Raw genomic sequence first — 22873 nt, 5'->3', positions numbered from 1 at the left:
GGTCATTAATTGACTATCAATTTAATTATTAGTCTCGTGAATAAAAAATTCAAATGTTTTTATTGTTATTAAAATACTAATGATAATTTACTATTTTTTAGATGTGTATGGTGATTATTTTATAAAGTTATTTGAATGGTTTCTTTTAAGTTATTTTGATGGTGGTTGCTTTATAAAAGTAGAAATCATAAATAGTTGTTATCGTCACTTACGATACATAATTAATTATATAGGCAACCATTATGAATATAGTATTTACATATCTAAAGGCTCATTTGGCTAATGATGCTGCAGCCGCTGTTGATGTGGCAGATTATCATCCTTCTTTTAAAAATTTGAGTTTTGCAAGAAAGATATTGGAAATAAAAAATAATAATAATAAATTAAATAATAGTTCTGTAAATAAAAAGAGTAAAGGTATTAAACCAAGTGTATATGAATTGCTTTCTAGAAGATTAAACGCAATTGAGCAAGAGAAAAAATGTAAAAGCAGTGGGTTGAATTTTGAAGAAGAATATAAAGCATTAAAAAAATTAGATGATATTAAAAATATAAATAATCCTAATAATAATGATCTTAGTAATAGAAGTTTAGAAGGTGGATATTTTAAAGATAGAGATCTAAAAAAAATAAAATTTAAAAATGTTTATTGTTACGATAGTATAAATTCAAAAGTGGATTTTTCAGGTTCTGATCTTGCCAATGTTGATTTTGGTCATAGATGTCTGGAGGGTTCAAAATTTATAAATAGTAATTTGAATGGAACTAAAATTAATATAAATAAAGCTGATTTTACAAATGCTAACCTTGACAATGCAATAATAGAAAATCATCCTTTTTTTAAATGTAAAATGAGAATTGATAAAGATCTAAATGAAAGTTTTAGTGAAAATACGATATTTAATACTATTAACACTATAGATGATAAATATGATAAAATAAAGATAAAGCTTATGGAGAATATAAAAAAAGAAATAGAAAGAGAAATAAAGTCGGAACGTACATATAAGATTAATATTGAATCATTTCCTTTGGATTCAATAGTTAATAATATCACATCTAAAAAATATTATATGAAAGATGAGGGGCTTAATAAATTTGCTAAATTTTTATTAGATTCTAATTATGTAAATGAAAAAGAAAAAATATTTAGCAATACGCTTTCTCAGGAATGCTTATCTTTTTGTTTAGATCTATTTTTAGAAGATTATAAAGAAGAACAAAGACATGATTTTATGATTAAGGATAATAAGGCTTTTATTAAATTAATGGCTATCTCTGTTTATCATGATGACCAAAATATTAAAGATAAAGCAAGAATGTTATATAATCAATACTTCTACTCAAATGAAGTTCAAGCGCATATTGAGAAAATAGCTTTCGATAATGATAAACCTAATCTCAATTGGGATGATAAAGATAAATTTAATTACATTCTTATTAATGATAATAAAGCCATGGTGATTAATCATAATAATTTTACAACTATGTTATTTTCTAACGATATAGAACCTGAGATGTCTTGGTCAAATTTTTCTCTTTATATAGATAATGAAAAGAAAGATGTTAATGAATCTGAACATCTCAGCCTATTCAATAACGATTTTATGGTGTTTAAAGATAGTTATAATAGATGTCTTAACAAACATAAAATTGAAAAGATTTTATCGTTATTTAATCTCGGTAATTATTATAATCGATTTTTCTTTATTTCTATGGGAAAACCTATGATATATAAAGATGAAGTATATGATGATAGAAAAAATAAAAATTTAGTTCCAATATTTGAAAAGTTGTTAGTTTTTTCAACTAAAGACCCTGGGGAAGTTTCACTTAAAAATGATCATTATCACAAAATCTGTGAGCACTTTGAATTGACATCATTGAGTGATAAAGAAAAGTCTCGATATTTATTGGGTCTTGCTGCTATATTTGTTTACTATTCTTTCAGTATGGCACACGGTTCAGTAGAGGAGTCAAAAAAAATATTAACATCATATGCTTATGCATTAATGAGTAAAGCAAGAGAATTAAATCCAAATTTAATGACAAATCAAAATAAATTGGATGAATGGAATTCGCTATTATTAGATAAATATGTATATAAAAATACATATTCCGCTACTGAATCCTTATTATTTTCAGATATTAATAAGTATGGAAAAGAATATTTCGGTGATGCTTTCAGTAGTATAATACCGTTACACTGGAATTGATTATTTAAAATAAAAGCATAAAAAACCCAAAAGCTGGAGATCAACTTTTGGGTTTTTATTTAAGAAAATGTCGCTTTTGTAATTAAGATACTTACACGTTAAACAAAAAGTTCATCACATCGCCGTCTTGAACAATATACTCTTTACCTTCTGCACGCATTTTACCAGCTTCTTTTGCGCCTTGCTCACCGCCATAAGTAATAAAATCGTTATAAGCGATAGTTTGAGCGCGGATAAAGCCTTTCTCAAAGTCAGTATGGATTTTACCTGCAGCTTGTGGTGCTGTTGCACCTACTGGGATTGTCCATGCGCGAACTTCTTTAACGCCCGCAGTGAAGTAAGTTTGTAAGTTCAGTAATGCGTAACCTGCACGGATAACACGGTTTAAACCTGGCTCTTCGATGCCTAAATCTTGCATAAACTCTTCACGCTCAGCATCTTCTAATTCAGCAATATCAGCCTCAATAGCGGCACAAACAGGAACAACCACAGAGCCTTCTGCTTCTGCGATTTTGCGAACGGTTTCAAGGTAAGGGTTATTTTCAAAACCATCTTCATTCACGTTTGCAATATACATTGTTGGTTTTAACGTTAAGAAGCTTAAATAACGAATAGTCGCTTTTTCTTCTTCAGTTAAATCTAAAGCACGTAACATGCCCGCGTTTTCTAAATGCGGTAAGCATTTTTCTAACACTTCCATTTCTGCTTTAGCAATTTTATCGCCACCTTTGGCTTTTTTCTGATTACGGTGCATTGCACGTTCACAGGTATCTAAGTCAGAAAGAGCTAATTCAGTATTGATAGTTTCGATATCTTCAGCAGGATCAACTTTGCCTGCAACGTGAATGATATTATCGTTTTCAAAACAACGAACCACATGGCCAATCGCTTCAGTTTCACGAATGTTAGTTAGGAATTGGTTACCTAAACCCTCGCCTTTAGATGCGCCTTTTACTAAACCCGCAATATCAACGAATTCCATTGTTGTAGGTAAAATACGCTGCGGCTTAACAATTTCAGCTAATTTATCTAAGCGAGGATCAGGCATTGGAACAACACCTGTGTTTGGCTCAATAGTACAGAATGGGAAGTTGGCTGCCTCAATACCTGCCTTAGTTAAGGCATTAAACAGTGTAGATTTTCCTACGTTAGGCAGACCGACGATACCACATTTAAATCCCATAAACGTTCACCTTGTCACATAAAAACAACAGGAGGGAGTATTCCTGTTGTGTGCTGTTAAAAAAATTTGGCGCTATTATAGAACAAATCCCTGTTTGATTAAATCATCAGGGATTAATCGCGCAAAAGAAGAGGGCATTTTACCCTCTGAATATTGAAATTGTTTAATCTATCAATGTAATGATTATGCTTTAAAGCTATGTAAGCGGTTTATTGCTTTCTCATAACCATCACGCATTAAAATATCTGTACACGAAAGTGCTTCATCAATAGCATCATCAATTAATTTTTGTTCACTTATTGGCGGTTTGCCTAATACAAAGCCAACCACTTTATTTTTATCACCCGGGTGACCAATGCCAATGCGTAAACGATAGAAATTTGGATTATTGCTAAACTTACTTTGAATATCTTTTAATCCGTTATGACCGCCATTACCACCACCTAACTTCATTTTGACAACACCAGGCGGTAAATCGAGTTCATCATGTGCAACTAAAATTTCATCAAGTTCAATGCGATAGAAATTTGCCATTGCTTGTACCGCTTTACCACTTAAATTCATAAAAGTGGTAGGCACTAATAATCGAACATCATTACCATTCAAATTAATACGCGCGGTATAACCAAAGAATTTACTCTCTTCTTTTAGAGATTGTTGATGACGTTGAGCCAATAAATCAACATACCAAGCACCCGCATTATGACGAGTCTGGGCATAATCTGCACCGGGGTTTGCTAACCCGACGATAAGTTTAATTTTACTCACAATAGCCTTTCACTGTTATCGTCTTAAAAGAAAGCCCATAGTTTACCTGTCTAAGCTCAGAAGCACAAAATAGATTACATAGAATGTTTTTTGAAATGATAAGCAGAGGAAATGTTAACTTTTTGATTTAACAAAAAGAGCGAATATAACAAAATCGGTGCTGTTTTATTCTTTTGAAAGAAAAAAACACATTTTTTGTTAAGAATTATCAATAAATTTCGGAGCGATGTGATCCCTTCGACAATAACTTCTTAGTATTTATGGCTATAATAACTGCAAAGAATAAAAGGTTATTCGATGTATTTTGTTGTTGAATCGTCTGACGACGCGCTTGGAGGTGCAACATGAAATATAAACATGCATTTGCAGTTGGTAATTTATGTATGGCTACGGGGATGGTTGTGATGCTCGGTAGTCTTGGTTATACGCTTCTTAGCCATATTTTCCCATTAGGGCTCCCTGAATTTCTAGCGGATATCTCTTTAATGGGGATCTTTATTGGTGCTCTAGTTTGGTTAGCAGGCGCCCGTATTGGTGGTAGAGAAACAATAGCAGAAAGATATTGGTGGTTACGTAACCATGATGAACGTTATCGTCGTCATGACAATCACCGTTATCCATAATGTTATTATCACAAATGAATATCAGAATAGATAAAAATAACAAGAAATTAAAAACTGATGTTAAGTGAATAATAGTTGCCATTATGCGTTGTAATACACACCTATAGACCCGTTTAATGATAACGGGTTTTTTGTTGCCTAAAATTATCTTAATCTAGAAAAAAACATCAAAAAACCCGCTATAACAAATGCTATAGCGGGTTTAGTTATCTCAAATTGCAATGAATGTTATAACAAATTAATGTTCAAACATTGCAGAGATTGACTCTTCATTGCTAATGCGACGAATTGCTTCAGCCAGCATGCCAGAAAGGGTCAATGAGCGGACTTTATTTAATGCTTTGATTTCTGCTGATAACGGAATTGTATCGCAGACAACCACTTCATCAATAACAGAGCTTTTGATGTTCTCAACAGCATTACCAGAGAAGATTGGGTGAGTTGCGTAAGCAAATACACGTTTAGCACCACGTTCTTTCAGCGCTTCAGCTGCTTTACACAATGTACCGCCTGTGTCGATCATATCGTCAACAAGGATACAGTCGCGGTTAGCAACGTCACCAATAATGTGCATAACTTGAGAAACGTTAGCGCGAGGGCGACGTTTATCAATGATAGCCATATCAGTGTCATTCAGAAGTTTAGCGATAGCACGAGCGCGAACAACACCGCCAATATCTGGAGAAACAACAATAGGGTTGTCCAAATCTTTTTGAAGCATATCTTCTAAAAGAATCGGGCTGCCGAAGACATTGTCAACCGGTACATCAAAGAACCCTTGGATTTGTTCTGCGTGTAAGTCACAGGTTAAAACACGGTCTACGCCTACACTAGATAAGAAATCCGCAACAACTTTTGCCGTAATAGGAACACGGGCTGAACGAACACGGCGATCCTGACGGGCATAACCGAAGTAAGGAATAACAGCAGTGATACGACCAGCGGAAGCTCGACGTAATGCGTCAACCATGACCACTAATTCCATTAAATTATCATTAGTAGGTGCGCAGGTTGATTGAATGATAAATACATCACCACCACGTACGTTTTCGTTGATTTGCACACTGACTTCACCGTCGCTAAAACGACCTACAGCCGCGTCTCCTAGGCTAGTGTAGAGTCGGTTGGCAACACGTTGAGCCAGTTCCGGGGTTGCGTTACCAGCAAAAAGCTTCATATCGGGCACGAGAAAAACCTCAGGCTTGCGTCCAGAGAGAGATATTGTTGACCTGTAAAGAACGTGTTTATGAACATAGGGTTTGTAAACATCATCTTACGGGTGCAATAACACAGGTATCCTTGAGCGGAATAAATGCAAAGGAGAAATGTTGACGCCTTGCGCTACAAATCCATGCACCCACTCAGGGGCGTTAATTAACACTTCACTGGCGGCAACTTGTGAGTCGAACTCGCCGAACACACAGGCACCTGTCCCAGTTAAGCGTGACGGTGCATATTCTAACAGCCACGAAAGCAGATATTCAACCTCACGAAAACGTTTTCTTGCGATCATTTCACAGTCATTTGCAAACGGAGCCTTTAATAATGCGCCAAGAGAGCGAATAGGAGAATTACGTTTTAATTCTGGATCTGTGAAGATTGTCGGTGTTGGAATGGAAATTCCGGGATGTGCGACTAAATACCATTGCTTTTTTGGCTCTGCGGGGGTCAAAATTTCACCAACGCCTTCGGCGAACGCTGCATGACCTTTTACAAAAACAGGGACGTCTGCACCTAGACTAACGCCTAATTCAGCTAACGTTTCATCACTTAAACCGGCTTGCCAATGGTAATTAAGTGCAATTAAGGTGGTTGCCGCGTTAGAGGAGCCTCCACCTAAACCACCTCCCATAGGCAGTTTTTTATCAACACTGATATCTGCACCGTGATATTGCAAAGCAATATTATGTTGCTGACAATAATCACGCAGTAATTTAGCGGCTTTAATAATTAAATTATCTTTATCTTCTACGCCATCAATCGGCGTCAAGATAGTTAACTGGGTATCATCACGAGGTGTAATGGTTAATGTATCGCCATAATCCAAAAACTGAAATAACGTTTGCAGATTGTGATAACCATCAGGGCGTTTCCCCGTAATGTAGAGAAAAAGATTTAATTTGGCAGGAGAAGGCCAACTTAGTGTCATTGCTGTATATCCCAGTTATCCATTTTTAATTTAATAGTGCGTTCACCTTGTTTTAGCTCAAGGCGTTGTGGCAGGTTGGGTGTGGTACTTGAATCATAAGCTTGGTAAGTCACAATCCAATCGCCTTCAGGTGCAGGTAATGTGACAGATTTTAATAAATGATTAGCATCTAACTCGAAATCAGTTGCATCACCTGGTAAACCCACAAGCCAAGCACGCAGATTTTTCAGTGGAATAACCATACCTGTAAGTTGGTAGATCATCTCAGCAGGGTTATCGCTATAATATTTTTTGCCTTTATTATCAGTAACTTCAATTACACCAGGCATAACATTTAAATCGAGTTCTGTTGTACCTAAAGGATTGGTTAACAATAAGCGATAACGCTCATCCGCTTTGTCTTGCCAATAGAATCGGGCATAGGTTTTATTAGTATCTTCAATATAGGCAAAAGCGCCTCGGGTTTCGTATTGTGAAATTTTCTTTAATGCTTGTTGGCGAGCTTGCCATTGCACATCATTATCAGATGCCGAACCTTGAGTCTTTATCTGATTTAGATTACAGGCACTCAGCAACAACGCCGTTAGCGGGATAAGGCGCAGGAGTTGTTTGGTTGAAAAAAAGCGTGAACGCATAGCTGAGACATTCCTTTAATTCGTTATTAGTTAAAAAAAAGAGTATCATAAACCTTATGATATAACGATATTTCGTTAAATTGTGTATAGAAATCTCCTATCACTCAAGTAAGCTCTTTTATTGAATCTGTTCATCAAGTAGAATGGCGGAAATGAAGAGTCCATACTAAATGCGCTGTTTTAGGTTTATACTAAGTCAAGTCGCGAGGCGGTATTTATTCATAACTCGATATAGTTGATATGACGTTATTAGCATTAGGTATTAATCATAAAACAGCCCCCGTTGCTTTACGCGAGAAAGTTTCTTTTTCTCCCGATACCATGGGTGATGCCTTAAATAACCTCTTACAGCAACCCGCTGTCAGAGGCGGTGTTGTGCTGTCTACTTGTAACCGTACTGAGCTTTATCTGAGTATGGAAGACAAAGAAAATAGCCATGAACAGCTTATTCGCTGGTTATGTCAATATCACCAAATAGAGCCAAATGAACTGAAAAGCAGTGTTTATTGGCATCAAGATAATCAAGCTGTCAGCCATTTAATGCGAGTGGCAAGTGGCTTAGATTCTCTAGTATTAGGTGAACCTCAAATATTAGGGCAAGTTAAAAAAGCCTTTGCCGATTCTCAAAGCTATCACTCACTCTCTTCAGAGCTGGAACGTTTGTTTCAGAAATCTTTTTCAGTTGCGAAAAGAGTGAGAACAGAGACACAAATTGGTGCCAATGCGGTTTCTGTCGCTTTTGCAGCTTGTACGCTCGCGCGTCAAATCTTTGAGTCGTTATCTTCTTTGACGATCTTATTAGTGGGCGCAGGCGAGACAATAGAGCTAGTCGCTCGTCATCTGCGTGAACATCAAGTCAAAAAAATCATTATTGCTAATCGAACAAAAGAGCGCGCTCAACGTTTAGCGAATGAAGTTGATGCCGAAGTGATTACATTATCAGAGATTGATGAATGTCTTTCACAAGCTGATATTGTCATTAGTTCTACGGCAAGCCCATTACCCATTATTGGTAAAGGAATGGTTGAAAGGGCGCTTAAAAAACGTCGTAATCAGCCAATGTTGCTGGTGGATATTGCAGTTCCTCGTGATATTGAACAAGATGTTGAAAAGCTAAATAACGTTTATCTTTATAGCGTTGATGATTTAGAAGCGATTATTCAACATAACCGAGAACAACGCCAAGCAGCTGCAATTCAAGCAGAACATATTGTCCAGCAAGAAAGTGGGCAATTTATGGATTGGCTACGGGCACAAGGTGCTGTGGGTGCGATTCGAGAATATCGAGACAGCGCTGAAATGTTACGTGCAGAAATGACAGAAAAAGCTATCACATTGATACAAAACGGAGCGGATGCAGAAAAAGTTATCCAACAGCTCTCTCATCAATTGATGAATCGCCTTATTCACACACCAACAAAATCTCTTCAACAGGCTGCCAGTGATGGTGATATTGAACGCCTGAATCTATTACGTGAAAGTTTGGGTATTACCCATAATTAACTTTGTCTAACAGGATCTTAATCTACGAATGAAGCCTTCTATTGTCGCTAAGTTGGAAGCTCTGCAAGAGCGTTATGAAGAAATTCAGGCACTTCTGTCAGAAGCTGATGTTATTGCCTCTCAGGAGCGTTTTCGTGCGCTTTCAAAAGAATACTCTCAATTAACTGACGTCACGGCTTGTTTTAGCCAATGGCGACAAGTGCAAGACGACATCGAAGCAGCAGAAATGATGCTTGATGATCCTGAAATGAAAGAGATGGCACAAGAAGAGCTGAAAGAAGCGCGAGCATTAAATGATGATTTAGAACAACAGTTACAAGTACTGTTGTTACCTAAAGATCCTGATGATGAATTTAACTGTTTCCTTGAAATTCGTGCAGGAACAGGCGGCGATGAAGCAGCATTATTTGCGGGTGATTTATTCCGTATGTATAGCCGTTATGCAGAATCACGTCGCTGGCGTATTGAAGTCATGAATGCTAACGAAGGTGAGCATGGTGGCTATAAAGAAGTCATTGCAAAAGTCGTGGGTGATGGCGCTTATGGTGTATTGAAATTTGAATCAGGCGGTCACCGCGTTCAACGTGTTCCTGAAACGGAATCTCAAGGTCGAATTCATACTTCTGCTTGTACGGTTGCCGTATTAGCTGAAGTGCCAGAAGCTGAATTACCTGAAATCAGCCCAAGTGACTTACGTATAGATACATTCCGTTCTTCAGGAGCGGGTGGTCAGCACGTTAACACCACTGATTCTGCTATCCGTATTACGCATATTCCAACAGGAATTGTGGTGGAATGTCAGGATGAACGTTCACAGCACAAAAATAAAGCTAAAGCGATGTCTGTATTAGGTGCACGTATTCGTGCGGCTGAAATGCAAAAACGCCAAGAAGCAGAAGCTTCTGAACGTCGTAACTTATTGGGTTCTGGTGACCGTTCTGACAGAATCAGAACGTACAACTTCCCGCAAGGTCGTGTAACTGATCACCGTATCAACCTCACATTTTATCGCTTAGATGAAGTGATGGAAGGAAAATTAGATCCATTAATTCAGCCTATCGTGACCGAATATCAAGCGGATCAGCTTTCTGCACTTTCTGAGTTGAATTAATGAATTATGAACAATGGCTGCGTGAAGCAGCCTTGCAATTAATTGAAAGTGACAGCCCTAAACGCGATGCTGAGATTTTACTTGGGTACGTAACACAACGTACCCGTACTTATTTAATTGCCTTTAATGAAACAGTACTTTCGTCAGACGAGTTAGCACAATTGTCACAATTACTTACTCGACGCATTAAAGGTGAGCCCATCGCGTATTTAGTGGGTGAAAGAGAGTTTTGGTCATTGCCGTTAAAAGTGTCACCCGCAACATTAATCCCCCGTCCTGATACCGAATGTCTTGTTGAAAAAGCGTTAGAAAAACTCCCATTGGAACCAACAAAAATTCTTGATTTAGGAACAGGAACAGGTGCTATTGCGCTCGCAATGGCATCTGAGCGCCCAGATTGTCATATTATTGGTGTGGATTTTCAAGCTGAAGCCGTGGCATTAGCGCAAGAGAATGCGACCAACTTAGCATTAACCAACACAGAATTTATGGAAAGTTGTTGGTTTAGTTCACTCTCTGGGTATCAATTTGGTATGATAATCAGTAATCCTCCTTACATAGATGAAAATGATGAGCATATTCATCAGGGGGATGTTCGTTTTGAACCTTTAACTGCATTAGTTGCTGGCAAAAATGGGTTTGCTGATATCGAAATTATCATTGAAACTGCTAGACAGTTTTTAACTGATAATGGATGGGTATTACTGGAACACGGCTGGCAACAAGGCGAAGGTGTACGCAATATTTTTATTGATAAGGGTTACTGCTGTGTGGAAACTTTCCGTGATTATGGCGGTAATGAGCGAGTGACAGTAGGTCGTTGGAATTATGATAGAAACCATAGCTGATTACGAATTTAATAAAGCCCCTTTAGTTAAGGGCATGATCCTTATCTCTCAGGCTATTCGACCTGATTTTCCAACCACTTCTGTTGGTTATCAACTGGCGCAGTTAGTTGAACAAGCAGAAGCTGAAATTCCTCAACAAGGAAATACTAAAGAGCAGATAGAAGCACTGCTAAAACTGTTTTATAAGCAGTGGCATTTTAGTGGTGCAAGTGGCAAATATTGCCTTTCTGATACTTTATGGTTAGATAAAGTATTAGCAACTCATGTTGGCTCTCCTGTTTCACTGGGTTCGATTCTTATTTATATCGCACAAGCGTTAAATTTACCGTTAGTGCCGGTTATCTTTCCTACACAACTTATTATCAGAATAGATATTCCTAATGAACAACCGCTATTTTTAAATCCAATAAATGGTGAATATCTATCGCAACATACCTTAGAAGTTTGGTTAAAAGGGAATGTAGGTGGCTCTTCTGTATTATTAGAGGCAGATTTAGAAGAATCAGAATATAGTTCTATTATTCGTAAACTTTTGGATACATTGAAAGTTTCTTTAATGGAAGAAAAGAATATGGAGCAAGCATTAAAAGCCAGTGAAACGGTATTAATGTTTGATCCTGAAGATCCTTACGAAATACGTGATCGCGGACTTATTTTTGCTCAGTTAGAGTGCAACCATGTGGCAATATCTGACCTAAACTATTTTGTTGAGCAATGCCCTGAAGATCCTATTTCAGAGATGATCAAAATCCAAATTCATTCGATAGAACAAAATCCTATTGTTCTCCATTAAAAATTTAAGAAGCGTACTTAATTAACACAGTACATTACAAACAGTATAGGGATAAATATGCAACATAAAGTGGTGAATATTGGTGATATCAAGGTAGCAAACGACCTGCCATTTGTGCTTTTTGGTGGCATGAATGTATTAGAATCGCGCGATTTAGCCATGCGCATTTGTGAGCATTACGTCACTGTCACTCAAAAACTGAATATTCCTTATGTATTCAAAGCCTCTTTTGATAAAGCAAACCGTTCTTCAATCCACTCTTACCGTGGTCCGGGCTTAGAAGAAGGGATGAAAATTTTCCAAGAGTTAAAAGAAACTTTTGGCGTTAAAATTATTACTGACGTTCATGAAGCGGCGCAAGCTCAGCCTGTATCAGAAGTTGTCGATGTTATTCAATTACCTGCATTTTTAGCTCGTCAAACTGATCTTGTTGAAGCGATGGCAAAAACGGGTGCTGTGATCAACGTGAAAAAACCTCAGTTTGTAAGCCCTGGTCAAATGGGGAATATCGTCGATAAATTTAAAGAAGGCGGCAACGACCAAGTTATTCTATGTGATCGCGGCAGTAACTTTGGCTACGATAACTTAGTGGTTGATATGTTAGGTTTCCACGTTATGATGCAGGCTTCTCAAGGCGCACCCGTTATTTTTGACGTAACACATTCACTGCAATGCCGTGACCCATTTGGCGCAGCATCAGGTGGACGCCGTGCACAAGTTGCAGAATTAGCTCGTGCAGGTATGGCGGTTGGTCTTGCAGGTCTATTCCTTGAAGCTCATCCAGATCCAGATAATGCTCGTTGTGATGGCCCATCAGCGTTACCACTGGCGAAATTAGAGCCTTTCCTAGCGCAAATTAAAGCGATTGATGAAGTGGTAAAAAGTTTCCCAGAGCTAGATACCAGCAAATAAAATGCATTATGCAACTTCATACGGTTGTTAATATGTTCGGCGCTGATCTTCAGCGCCGTTATCACGAAAAAATTCATAAAATTACCCTTCATGGCGGTTTCAACTGTCCTAATCGAGATGGCACATTGGGGCGGGGTGGCTGTACTTTTTGTAATGTCTCTTCTTTTGCTGATGAGCAAACACAATATCACTCCATTGAAGAACAAATTGCATTACAAGCTAAAAATATCAACCGTGCACACCGTTATCTTGCTTATTTTCAAGCCTATACCAGTACTTATGCTGAAGTAGAATACTTACGTACCTTATATGAAACCGCATTATTACAAGCGGATATGGTGGGGTTATGTGTGGGAACTCGACCAGATTGTGTCCCCGTTAGCGTATTAGATTTATTGCAGAGTTATCGCGATAAAGGCTATGAAGTATGGTTAGAACTCGGCTTACAAACGGCTCATGATAAAACATTAAAGCATATTAATCGTGGGCATGATTTTCAATGTTATCAAGCGACGACTCGCGAAGCTCGCCGTCGTGGTTTAAAAGTATGCACACATCTTATTGTTGGACTGCCACGAGAAGATCATCTGCTTAATATGCAAACATTAGAGCGTGTGGTTGAGACAGGCACTGATGGGCTTAAATTACATCCATTGCATATTGTTGAGGGAAGTACGATAGCTAAAGCGTGGAAAGCGGGGCGAATAAACGCATTAACACAAGAACAATATGTCTATACCGCGGGTGAGATGATCCGCCATACTCCTCCTGACATTATTTATCACCGCGTATGTGCCAGTGCCAGAAAACCCACTTTATTAGCCCCAGAATGGTGTGAAAATCATTGGCTGGGTATGAATGCACTTTATCAAGATTTATTAAAAAAGGGTGTGCAAGGAAGTGGAATAGGTAAAGCATTTATATCTTACTAAGTGAATTTTTGTATTAAGAGTAACGTTAATATTAATAATATCTCAAGTTAAACCTTTATTCTTAACTATAACTAAAAACGCCTTTAATCTTTATTTAATATTAATTAAAGGCGTTATTTTTTTAACTAAAAAACTACTGAATTAATTCCAAATCATCTAGTGCTTTTTGTAATGAAGGGTAGAAACTCAGTGTATCTTCAATTGGTATGACTCTTGCTCTAGCCAGAGTCTTTAATGGCTGGAAAGGTATATCACACACAATCACATGGGTATCATGTTTTACATCCGTAACGAAATGCTGGAACGCATGTAATCCCCCCGCATCTAATACAGGAACAGCATCCCATTGCATAATAACGGTTTTATAACCTTTACTACGTTCACGTAACTCATTAAAGATACGTTCAGCAGCGGCAAAGAATAATGGACCATTAACACGCACAACTAATAACTGTTTATCATCATCAGTATAAGGAGATTCTGTTATTTTGGTCATATTGGCAATACGACGCATAAATAACAGTGACGCCAACACAATACCGATAGTAATTGCAATTACCATATCAAAGAGAACGGTGAGAGATAAGCATAATACTAAGACAATAATATCGTCTTTAGGGGCATGTCGGATCAGATCAATTACTTTACGTGCTTCACTCATATTCCATGCAACAATTAACAGCAATGCTGACATTGCGGCTAAAGGTAAATAAGAAAGAAAAGGCGCTAATACAAGTAAAGTTAGCAACACCAACAATGAGTGAACAATAGCAGAAACGGGTGATGTTGCGCCCGCACGCACGTTAGCTGCTGAACGTGCAATAGCGGCAGTCGCTGTAATACCACCAAAGAAAGGTGCGACAATATTACCAATCCCTTGTCCCACTAATTCACCATTAGAGTGATGTTTTTTGCCTGTCATGCCATCAAGTACAACCGCACATAATAACGATTCAATTGCACCTAACATTGCCATTGAAAAGGCGGCGGGTAATAAAGCAGAGACAGTGCTCCAATTTAACTCAAGTGATGTACCGGAGCTTGGTAAATTCCAAGGTAAAACAAATTGGGGCAAAATAGGTGGAATACCTTGTCCTGTTGTACCATTAGGCAGCATATAGCTAAATTGCGAGCCAATTGTTGCAACGTCATGACCGAACATATTCACAATACCCATTACCGCAGTACCTGCGATTAAAGCAGGTAGGTGCCCAGGTAAACGTAAATTCAGCTTAGGCCAATAAATTAAAACAAACAGAGTTGTCAGACCAATAAGCGTATCACCAATATGAATAGTCGGTAATGCAGAGCCTAAAGCAATAACTTTATCGATATAGGTTTCTGGCACATGTGCTAATTCAAGACCAAAAAAGTCTTTTACTTGCATCGTGGCAATTGTAATAGCAATCCCTGAGGTAAATCCAAGTGTTACAGAAACAGGAATATACTCAATAAGCTTACCGAAGCGAGCTAATCCCATAACCACTAAGATCACGCCAGACATAAGCGTAGCAATTAATAAGCCACTCAAACCAAATTGTTGCGATACAGGATACAAGATCACAACAAATGCGGCAGTAGGCCCTGAAACGCTGTATCGAGAGCCACCAGAAACAGCAATAACTATACCGGCAATCGCTGCGGTATAAAGACCGTATTGCGGGGGAACACCGCTACCAATTGCCAATGCCATGGCTAAAGGTATCGCGATAATCCCGACGGTGATCCCTGCAATAATATCTTTTAATAAACGTGCAAAAGAGTAAGGCTCTTTTACACATGCATCAATAAATGCACTAAAGGGACGAACCCGGTTAACTTTATGAGTTTTCATTTAGGATCAAACCAAAATAAGAAGTCAGATGCCGAATAACGGCGATAAGGAAAAGAGAGGATATCGCTTTTATTCGCTGATAATAATGTGATACATCAAATTATTAATGCATATCTTAAAGCTTAGTAGAAATAAAATCAATTAAACTAATAAGTTAACCTAAATAGATAATGCAATGTATCTTATTGTATTTATTCTGTTGCTTGCTTGAAAATAAAGTTTAAATTTATTTTAAAATTATAAAAAGCGTTTTATTTTAGAATAAATGTCGTTTATAGATGGGATAATAAAAACCTTTTTATGTCATAAAAATCGGATAGACATAAATAACAACTAGATAAGTTGTTTTGTTTCATTAAAATTAATTATCAGAGATTGTTAAGTGATAAGAAATTATTAAATAAAACGATTAAGCAAAAAAGCAAAATAAAAAATGCTTGTATACTAACAATAATCTAATCAAAAAAAGAAGAGTGATGGATATAAATAACTCAGTGAAGAAAAACGAGACTAGAAATGTATATTTCTTGAACAAAAAAATAGAGCCTAGCTAAAAAACTAGGCTCTATCTTAGAATATGGCGGTGAGAGAGGGATTCGAACCCTCGATACGTTGCCGTATACACACTTTCCAGGCGTGCTCCTTCAGCCTCTCGGACATCTCACCGTATTGTTTGTTGGATATGTACTTAACATCTCTCAACGGGGCGCTACTATAGGGAAAAGGAGCATAAGCGTCAACAGCTAAATGCATTTTTCCTTTAACTTTTGTATCAAGCAGTCAAATAAAAAACAATATGCACAAATGCTAGACAAATTATGCAGTAAACCAATACGCGTATAGATTGGCGTATTGAAAAAAGAATGTAGATTTTCGTTAACTGGTTAACATTCTCAACATTTTTATTAACAACTTATTCAAAGAGACTTGAAATCAGAACGTAACCCTCGCACCCTATGATAAAAATGCTGGAGGAAGGCAAAATGAATATTATTTATTATCATCCTTTTTTTGACGCAGAAACATGGATCAACGGTATGAAGGCGCGTTTGCCTGATGCCAATATACGCATTTGGGAACCTAGCGATAATCAACCTGCTGATTACGCCATGGTTTGGCTTCCTCCTTATGAAATGCTTGCAAGTCGTAATCACCTTAAAGGTATTTTTGCGTTAGGAGCAGGTGTCGATGCTATTTTAAAACAAGAACAGCAAAAGCCCGGCACATTGCCAACAGGTGTTCCTGTTATGCGTTTAGAAGACACGGGTATGGGGCTTCAAATGCAAGAATATGCCATTGCTAAAGTGATGTATTACTTTCGCCGTATGGATGATTATAAACGTCAACAATCACAACGTTTATGGAAACAGCTTCCTGCACACTCTTATGATAATTTTGTGATTGGTGTTTTAGGGGCTGGCGCTTTAGGTGGAAGTGTCGCAAGTAAACTTGCCGAACTTGGCTTTAACGTTCGTTGCTGGAGTCGCAGTAAAAAACAAATTAAAAATGTTGAAAGTTTTTATGGTAAAGAGCAACTCAGTGATTTTCTAAGCGAGTGTAATTTACTGATTAACTTATTGCCTTATACACCAGAAACGCATGGCATCTTGAATTTTTCACTCTTTGAGCAACTTAAACCTTCTTCTTATTTAATAAATTTGGCGCGAGGTGCGCATTTAGTCGATCAAGATTTATTGGAAGCTATAGATCAAGGCTATATTGCTGATGCAACACTTGATGTTTTTGCGCAAGAGCCTTTAGCGGGAATGCACCCATTTTGGACGCACCCTCGTGTTTCTATTACGCCACATATTGCTGCTTTTACCATTCCGAATATTGCCATGGATACGATTGTTGAAAATATCCAACGAATTGAAAAAGGAGAAGCACCTTTGGGCGTGGTTGATATGAAGAGTGGTTACTAAGTCTATTTTATTTATATTTTAATTTTAGATAATAGGCGGCAAACTTTAGTTTGCTGCCTATTTTTTTGCCTGAGTTTTCAAAAAAGGTACTTTTTTTAATTTTTATATATTGTCATAAAAATCTGGTTGTAAAAAGATATCGTTTGCAGATTATCTTATTGATTATTGCTTCATGATTTGAAAACAATGAGGCATACATGACTAATAAAGTAGGGATGATTCCTAGTAAACTAACACATATAGGTGTTTTTGATGGAAAAAAAGAAAAATATCCAGTAGAAGGGCTGGCTAATAGTAATAACATTTATCATAAAAACAATGATAAACAGAAAGAAGAAAAAAAATTTAGCCTAAATAATGCGAATAACTATGTATACTTAGGATCAACAAATACACCTTCACTTAATAATATGGGGATCACACTTTCAGATGATGGCTCCTTGACCTTAATTAAAGGTAAAACACATGACTTATTTACGGGGATATATCAAAAACACTTTAAAGGAGGATTTAAATATAATCTTTTTAATATAGAGTCCCAAGATGGTGACAATATGAAGTTTAAAGAACTTTATGTTGATCATAATGGTTTTTTGATTGGAAATAAATGTAACAATATAGATAATAGTAGTGATCTCTATAAAATTAAATTTAACAAAGTAGAAGAAGAATATAGTTTAAATAATACCTCATCAAATGCTATTAGTAGTAACTTTTCTGTTGAATATGAAAAATATATAGTTGATGATAATCTAAATCAAGATTTATCAAACATTAATAATGTTGTGGAATTAAAAGAAAATAATATAATTAAAATTAATCGTGAAGGATTAGATTTAACCATTAAGCTTAAAGATAATGCGCTTTATGCTCAAGGACTACCTAATAAAATTTCTTCTGGAGATCAAGTTGATGGAGTTGATGGTGCTTCCATAGAAATGGAAGAGTATAAAATAAAAATTCCATTAAAAAATACAGATAAAATATTAGCAATCAAACCAATATTAAATCAAGTACAACTCGTTGTAGACAAAGGAAATAAAATAAAAATATATTACCTTGATCCTTTGAATATTTTTGCGATTAAAGATTATCAATATGAAGTTACTCGTTTAAAGCAAGAACCTCCTTTATCTTTTTACTCAGTGATAGGTGAAAATAATTATAAAAATTATCATTCAGGACAACCATTCTCTACTCAAACAGTTGGCAATTTTAGTAGTAGAAATATCCCTTTTTTCTCTTCTTTTATTGATAATGCTCGATTAAATATTAATAAAGCTAAAGAGCAATATGCATTAAAAGAATATAAGGCAATGGTGAAAAATATTGCAAAAGCTGTTGATCCTGGATTTAGAGGATTATTTTGTAATATAAAGCAACTTATTAACTCTTCGACTTCTGTATATAACAGCAAGCCGATGGCATTATATGGTATTAAAGAAAATATAGGGAAAAGCTATGATGTGTTAAATCGTGCTGTTAAAGGTGTAAAAAATAGTACAACACAAGGTGAGGTGATTTATTCGTTGGTTAATTCGCTAAAAGATAAAGAAAATATTACCATTAATCACCATAATGATATTCGAGCCTTCTTCGGTATTAATGCTTTTCAACTACCAAATAATATAGGGGTTAACGCCTTTTTATTAGCTTCTTATGTAAAATCGCACTCTATCACATTATCAAAAAGTGAAGATAATAAGATTACTTTCTCTTTTATTAATAATAATAAGAATCTTTTGGTTGCGGGTTTATCAGCGGGGATTGGTGGATATGAAAAAAGATGGGATTTAGGAAATGTTGACTATGGTTTTGTTACTCCTGTCATGGCAAGTGCTTTATTAGGTGCCACTTATGCTAAAAAATCTAATTTCTCATTTAGCCTTGATATTAATGATATCCCAAATTTTATTAATCAAGGATTAAATCAAAATGAAAATGAATTAATCAATAATTCTACCCTTGAAATTGATCACAATATAAGTCTTTCGTTAGGAACTGAGGTAAGAAGTGAAGCCAGTTTTGATGTCGATGTAATGATTAATCCCAATATGGAACTCACCGTACCCAGAAATGCTATTGGTATAAACTTTATTTTAAATTTATTAAAATTAAATTTAAATATTAATAAATTTATCGACTATGGTAAAACAGATGTGACAAAAAAAACAAAAAGGCTTGATCTCAATTTATTAGAACTTGGTGTTGATATTTATCGTGATTTGAAATTTATGCCTTCTACGAGCAATTCTGATAATGTTATTCAGTGGTATCCATTAACGTCTGTAAAAGATTTCGAATTAATGGTGAAAAAAAGAATAAATAGCTTATTAAGTTTTACACTTTTTAAAAGTGAGAAATTAATAAGCGCAGAAAAATTGGATCAAGATAAAAAAGATATAAAAGGCATTTATAAAAGAGTATTAAAAATAAATAGATTATTAGAAAAATATCCAGAGAAATATCATCTTTCTAATAGTATATCTAAATTAGATAGCATCTATTTAAATTTATCATCAGATAAAAAGGCAATAAATAAATTAAAAAATAGTATTAATAAAAATTTAATGACTACTCCATTTCAAAGCAAAGAAGATATTTTTCAGGAGAAAATAACAAAAGAAAATAGACAATATAACATTGATCGTTTTTTATCCTCATTAAAGGAAAGAAAAGAGACATTGTCTTCTCAAACAAAAGATAATATGAATGAAAAATTTAAGCCTTATTTTACAGCAAATTATCAGCTAAATAGACAGGGGCGCTCACTGCGTTCTGATTTACAAAATGAAATAAATAAATTTGTTGAAGAGAGTAAAAATTCTGAACAGATTGATTTAAATAAGATCAAAGAAAAGCTGGATGATTTATATACTAAATATAAACAGCAGTTTGCCCATGTTGAATATCAAATTGCTTCTACAGATCTTATGTCTGTTAGTGAACTTTCGTACAAAAAGAAGACATTACCGACAGGATTTGTGCGATTAGGAAATAAAAAAGCGATTATACATACTCAAGTTAAAGGGAATATTAATTATATTTATAATGAAGGTGAAGGGAGTGTGGATAAAATATCGACAAATTATTATTACTAAACAAATCATTCATTTTGCTTATTGTTAATGTGATGCAACTTATAAAATGACCCTTGTAAAAATGAGGCTTTTAAAAGCATCAGTAGTGTTAAATCTTGTTTGATCTTTTATTTTTGATTTTTATAAGATTTATCTCTAATTAATTGATGTTATCGAAAAGATAAGTTTATTAAATTGTAATTTTACTTAACTTGGTGATATAAAGTAGTTTCCCATGTTTATCAGACAATATACTTAATGAATATAGCAGAACTTCTTGAGCAAATAGCAGAGAAAGGATGGTGTGTATGGGATGATTTCCTCACACCAGAGGCTGTTCAACAATTGCGCGCTTGTTTTGATGGTAATGCACAACAAGCGCGTATTGGTCGTCATGAGAATCGACTTGCAGAAACAACAATTCGAAGTGATAAAATACGTTGGCTAGAACCTGAAATGGGAACACCCGTTCAGCATTACTTAATGCAAATGGAGTCTATTCAGCGTGCCGTTAATCGAGAATTCTATTTAGGTCTTTTTGAATACGAAGCACATTTTGCCTGTTATGAGAAAGGTGCATTTTATAAAAAACATCTTGATGCATTTAAAGAAAATGTCACTCGCCGTTTAACTACAGTGTTGTATCTTAATGAAGCTTGGACAAAAGAAGATAGTGGTGAATTAGTGATTTACGATCTTGAAGATAAAGAACTGGCGACTGTGGCACCAAAGGGTGGGCGTTTGGTTGTTTTTCTTTCGGAGCAATTTCCTCATGAAGTCCTTCCTACTAATAAAGAGAGAGTCAGTATTGCTGGTTGGTTTAGAGTAAACGGTGTGCGAGACAACTTTTTAGATATCGCCAGCTAATTAATTGGCAAAATAATTGCTGTTGAAAAATAGCATGGGATTAGGCGCGTTTCTTATATTAAGTAAAAGACTTAATAATAAGAGCGCGCTTTTTCTGTTTTAAGTGATTAGAGATAGTAAGATTAATATTAACAATAAAAGAGACATGACGAAAAAAGTTGATTTTCTTACCATTAAAAGCACAATAACGCGAAACTTTATGGGGTAAAAATAGAATGAATGAATTTTCGATTGTTTGTCGTCTTTTAGGCACATTATTTCAACGTGAACCCAATGATCCTATCTTAGCGCCAATTATAAAAATGATTGGCGAAGGGAAACTGAGCCAGTTATGGCCATTAGAGCAAGATGAGCTATTTAACACCTTAAAAAATAGTGTTAAAGATTTGGCTATTGTTGAAGCTGATTATCAATCTCTTTTTGGTGGTGATGCGCCAGCGGTATCTATTTATGCCCATGATTATGAAGAAATTAAAGAAGACGATATTCGTCAATTCCTAGTCACAAGAGGGATGCCTGTTACTGACAATGCAACAGACAGTTTTGGTTCTTTATTACTTGCTGCTTCATGGCTTGAAGATAATTCTGCGCAAGATGAAGTATTAGCACAAATACAATTATTTGATGAATATCTGCTGCCTTGGGCTGGAACATTTTTAGGTAAGGTTGAAGCTCATGCAACCAGTGGCTTTTATCGTACACTAGCAGGTGTTGCGCGTGGTGCATTATCAGCGTTACGCGAAGAACTCTCTGATAATGAAGAGAGCGATGAGGCAGAAGCAGAGTAATATAAATATTTCTTTGTAAAAGCATTTTATTATTCATAAAAAAGGCAAACCATTAGGTTTGCCTTTCTCATTAATGACGATAAATATTTTTAATCAACCCGCGTAACTATTAGAGTTGGATCACAAATTTACCTGGTTTAACTTCAATTCCTTTAGCCAGTTTAAACGCGGCTGCTTCAGCACTGTTTTTTTCCGGATTAAGAACATAAACAGGTTGATTATCAAAGTAAGTTGCGATGGTTGTCTCTAAATAAGGTTTTAATGCTACAACCACTGCATCCATTTTTTCTGGAGAGACTTTGTAACTATCAATAGCCATTGATTTTATGTATATCGCTCCTTTATCAGCTTGATAAGAAGGTTGGCCTGATAACGTAAGCTCAACTTTAGCGTTTGTCTTGCCAAAGAATGAATTAATTGTTAGGTCGGTTGTACCAGAAAGACTAATTTTACCCGGCTCAGTACGACCAATTTGAATGGAAAGATTGCTCAATTTAATATCAGCGGATACAACTTCATCTTCACCAATATGTTTCTGGAGATTTATTTTTTGGCTGATATAGTCATTAATAAGATTTTCACTTACATCAAATTGCTTGAGCTGATCACACCCTGTGACTAAGCTTGTTAATACTAATATAGCTGTTAGAAAAATTGCTTTCATAAACACTCCTTGATCATTGATAACTAAGAGTTTACCCGATCT

At 35.9% G+C, this 22873-nt stretch carries 19 protein-coding genes and 1 tRNA gene; 12 read left to right on the top strand and 8 right to left on the bottom strand.

Annotated elements, in window-relative coordinates; all coding sequences use genetic code 11:
* Positions 1-242 precede the first annotated feature (242 nt).
* The gene (locus ACWPWK_RS01555) at positions 243-2216 is read left to right on the top strand and encodes a pentapeptide repeat-containing protein (RefSeq protein ID WP_109372206.1); all 1974 of its coding nucleotides are present in this window, start codon (positions 243-245) and stop codon (positions 2214-2216) included.
* A 91-nt stretch (positions 2217-2307) separates the two neighbouring features.
* Here ACWPWK_RS01555 and ychF read toward each other — a convergent pair whose 3' ends face one another.
* On the bottom strand, positions 2308-3399 hold the full coding sequence (gene ychF / locus ACWPWK_RS01550; RefSeq protein WP_023582042.1) for a redox-regulated ATPase YchF: 1092 nt from the start codon (positions 3397-3399) through the stop codon (positions 2308-2310).
* A gap of 183 nt (positions 3400-3582) precedes the next feature.
* On the bottom strand, positions 3583-4167 hold the full coding sequence (gene pth / locus ACWPWK_RS01545; RefSeq protein WP_109372207.1) for an aminoacyl-tRNA hydrolase: 585 nt from the start codon (positions 4165-4167) through the stop codon (positions 3583-3585).
* Between the two features lie 344 nt (positions 4168-4511).
* Here pth and ychH point away from each other — a divergent pair, with 344 nt between their 5' ends.
* Entirely contained in the window at positions 4512-4790 is a 279-nt protein-coding gene (gene ychH / locus ACWPWK_RS01540) for a stress-induced protein YchH (RefSeq protein ID WP_072068239.1), read from the top strand.
* A 238-nt stretch (positions 4791-5028) separates the two neighbouring features.
* Here ychH and prs read toward each other — a convergent pair whose 3' ends face one another.
* The 3 genes from prs to lolB form a co-directional block, all read right to left on the bottom strand.
* The gene (gene prs, locus ACWPWK_RS01535) at positions 5029-5976 is read right to left on the bottom strand and encodes a ribose-phosphate diphosphokinase (protein WP_036912921.1); all 948 of its coding nucleotides are present in this window, start codon (positions 5974-5976) and stop codon (positions 5029-5031) included.
* A gap of 87 nt (positions 5977-6063) precedes the next feature.
* Positions 6064-6939, bottom strand: coding sequence for a 4-(cytidine 5'-diphospho)-2-C-methyl-D-erythritol kinase (ispE, locus tag ACWPWK_RS01530; RefSeq protein ID WP_109372208.1), 876 nt, complete (start codon positions 6937-6939; stop codon positions 6064-6066).
* Positions 6936-7574 carry a lipoprotein insertase outer membrane protein LolB gene (gene lolB, locus ACWPWK_RS01525; RefSeq protein ID WP_109372209.1) on the bottom strand — a complete coding sequence of 213 codons (639 nt, stop codon included), beginning with the start codon at positions 7572-7574 and terminating at the stop codon, positions 6936-6938. The genes ispE and lolB overlap by 4 nt, the downstream gene beginning before the upstream one ends.
* Positions 7575-7814: 240 nt before the next feature.
* Between lolB and hemA the strand changes: the two genes are divergently transcribed.
* Genes hemA through ACWPWK_RS01495 form a run of 6 tightly spaced genes read left to right on the top strand, consistent with a single transcriptional unit; the run spans position 7815 to position 13673 of the window.
* Positions 7815-9077, top strand: a complete 1263-nt coding sequence (hemA, locus tag ACWPWK_RS01520) for a glutamyl-tRNA reductase (protein WP_109372210.1) — start codon at positions 7815-7817, stop codon at positions 9075-9077.
* Positions 9078-9105: 28 nt separating this feature from the next.
* Positions 9106-10188 (top strand): peptide chain release factor 1, encoded by a 1083-nt coding sequence (gene prfA, locus ACWPWK_RS01515; protein WP_109372211.1) that lies wholly within the window; start codon positions 9106-9108, stop codon positions 10186-10188.
* Positions 10188-11036 carry a peptide chain release factor N(5)-glutamine methyltransferase gene (gene prmC / locus ACWPWK_RS01510; RefSeq protein WP_109372212.1) on the top strand — a complete coding sequence of 283 codons (849 nt, stop codon included), beginning with the start codon at positions 10188-10190 and terminating at the stop codon, positions 11034-11036. Before prfA ends, prmC begins: the two co-directional genes overlap by 1 nt.
* Positions 11020-11829, top strand: a complete 810-nt coding sequence (sirB1, locus tag ACWPWK_RS01505) for an invasion regulator SirB1 (protein WP_167392472.1) — start codon at positions 11020-11022, stop codon at positions 11827-11829. The genes prmC and sirB1 overlap by 17 nt, the downstream gene beginning before the upstream one ends.
* A gap of 57 nt (positions 11830-11886) precedes the next feature.
* Positions 11887-12741: a 3-deoxy-8-phosphooctulonate synthase gene (gene kdsA / locus ACWPWK_RS01500; RefSeq protein WP_109372214.1), complete on the top strand. Its 855-nt coding sequence runs from the start codon at positions 11887-11889 to the stop codon at positions 12739-12741.
* An 8-nt stretch (positions 12742-12749) separates the two neighbouring features.
* Positions 12750-13673, top strand: coding sequence for a TIGR01212 family radical SAM protein (locus ACWPWK_RS01495; protein WP_109372215.1), 924 nt, complete (start codon positions 12750-12752; stop codon positions 13671-13673).
* Positions 13674-13806: 133 nt separating this feature from the next.
* Here the strand turns inward: ACWPWK_RS01495 and dauA are convergent, their stop codons facing one another.
* Positions 13807-15507: a C4-dicarboxylic acid transporter DauA gene (gene dauA, locus ACWPWK_RS01490; RefSeq protein WP_109372216.1), complete on the bottom strand. Its 1701-nt coding sequence runs from the start codon at positions 15505-15507 to the stop codon at positions 13807-13809.
* Between the two features lie 578 nt (positions 15508-16085).
* Positions 16086-16173 (bottom strand) — tRNA-Ser (locus ACWPWK_RS01485).
* A 317-nt stretch (positions 16174-16490) separates the two neighbouring features.
* Between ACWPWK_RS01485 and ghrA the strand changes: the two genes are divergently transcribed.
* From ghrA to ACWPWK_RS01465, 4 genes are all read left to right on the top strand, one after another.
* Positions 16491-17432, top strand: coding sequence for a glyoxylate/hydroxypyruvate reductase GhrA (gene ghrA, locus ACWPWK_RS01480; protein ID WP_109372217.1), 942 nt, complete (start codon positions 16491-16493; stop codon positions 17430-17432).
* 197 nt (positions 17433-17629) lie between these two features.
* Entirely contained in the window at positions 17630-20533 is a 2904-nt protein-coding gene (locus ACWPWK_RS01475) for a hypothetical protein (protein ID WP_109372218.1), read from the top strand.
* A 237-nt stretch (positions 20534-20770) separates the two neighbouring features.
* Positions 20771-21379 (top strand): 2OG-Fe(II) oxygenase, encoded by a 609-nt coding sequence (locus tag ACWPWK_RS01470; RefSeq protein WP_109372219.1) that lies wholly within the window; start codon positions 20771-20773, stop codon positions 21377-21379.
* A gap of 215 nt (positions 21380-21594) precedes the next feature.
* Entirely contained in the window at positions 21595-22167 is a 573-nt protein-coding gene (locus ACWPWK_RS01465; RefSeq protein ID WP_109372220.1) for a TorD/DmsD family molecular chaperone, read from the top strand.
* A 109-nt stretch (positions 22168-22276) separates the two neighbouring features.
* Here the strand turns inward: ACWPWK_RS01465 and ACWPWK_RS01460 are convergent, their stop codons facing one another.
* On the bottom strand, positions 22277-22831 hold the full coding sequence (locus tag ACWPWK_RS01460) for a lipoprotein (RefSeq protein ID WP_100160210.1): 555 nt from the start codon (positions 22829-22831) through the stop codon (positions 22277-22279).
* Between the last annotated feature and the right edge of the window lie 42 nt (positions 22832-22873).

The organism is Proteus sp. Marseille-Q3619, assembly GCF_965283115.1.
Note: the sequence above shows the minus strand (reverse complement) of the source record. Positions and strands in the feature narration are given on the sequence as shown.

Bases quoted from the DNA above. Each gene is read 5' to 3' on its own strand.
- ACWPWK_RS01470 (WP_109372219.1), top strand. From the start codon at position 20,771: ATGAATATAGCAGAACTTCTTGAGCAAATAGCAGAGAAAGGATGGTGT.
- ispE (WP_109372208.1), bottom strand. From the start codon at position 6,939: ATGACACTAAGTTGGCCTTCTCCTGCCAAATTAAATCTTTTTCTCTAC.
- dauA (WP_109372216.1), bottom strand. From the start codon at position 15,507: ATGAAAACTCATAAAGTTAACCGGGTTCGTCCCTTTAGTGCATTTATT.
- ACWPWK_RS01465 (WP_109372220.1), top strand. From the start codon at position 21,595: ATGAATGAATTTTCGATTGTTTGTCGTCTTTTAGGCACATTATTTCAA.
- ghrA (WP_109372217.1), top strand. From the start codon at position 16,491: ATGAATATTATTTATTATCATCCTTTTTTTGACGCAGAAACATGGATC.
- kdsA (WP_109372214.1), top strand. From the start codon at position 11,887: ATGCAACATAAAGTGGTGAATATTGGTGATATCAAGGTAGCAAACGAC.
- ACWPWK_RS01495 (WP_109372215.1), top strand. From the start codon at position 12,750: ATGCAACTTCATACGGTTGTTAATATGTTCGGCGCTGATCTTCAGCGC.
- prfA (WP_109372211.1), top strand. From the start codon at position 9,106: ATGAAGCCTTCTATTGTCGCTAAGTTGGAAGCTCTGCAAGAGCGTTAT.
- ACWPWK_RS01555 (WP_109372206.1), top strand. From the start codon at position 243: ATGAATATAGTATTTACATATCTAAAGGCTCATTTGGCTAATGATGCT.
- prmC (WP_109372212.1), top strand. From the start codon at position 10,188: ATGAATTATGAACAATGGCTGCGTGAAGCAGCCTTGCAATTAATTGAA.
- lolB (WP_109372209.1), bottom strand. From the start codon at position 7,574: ATGCGTTCACGCTTTTTTTCAACCAAACAACTCCTGCGCCTTATCCCG.
- ACWPWK_RS01460 (WP_100160210.1), bottom strand. From the start codon at position 22,831: ATGAAAGCAATTTTTCTAACAGCTATATTAGTATTAACAAGCTTAGTC.
- ychH (WP_072068239.1), top strand. From the start codon at position 4,512: ATGAAATATAAACATGCATTTGCAGTTGGTAATTTATGTATGGCTACG.
- ychF (WP_023582042.1), bottom strand. From the start codon at position 3,399: ATGGGATTTAAATGTGGTATCGTCGGTCTGCCTAACGTAGGAAAATCT.
- hemA (WP_109372210.1), top strand. From the start codon at position 7,815: ATGACGTTATTAGCATTAGGTATTAATCATAAAACAGCCCCCGTTGCT.
- ACWPWK_RS01475 (WP_109372218.1), top strand. From the start codon at position 17,630: ATGACTAATAAAGTAGGGATGATTCCTAGTAAACTAACACATATAGGT.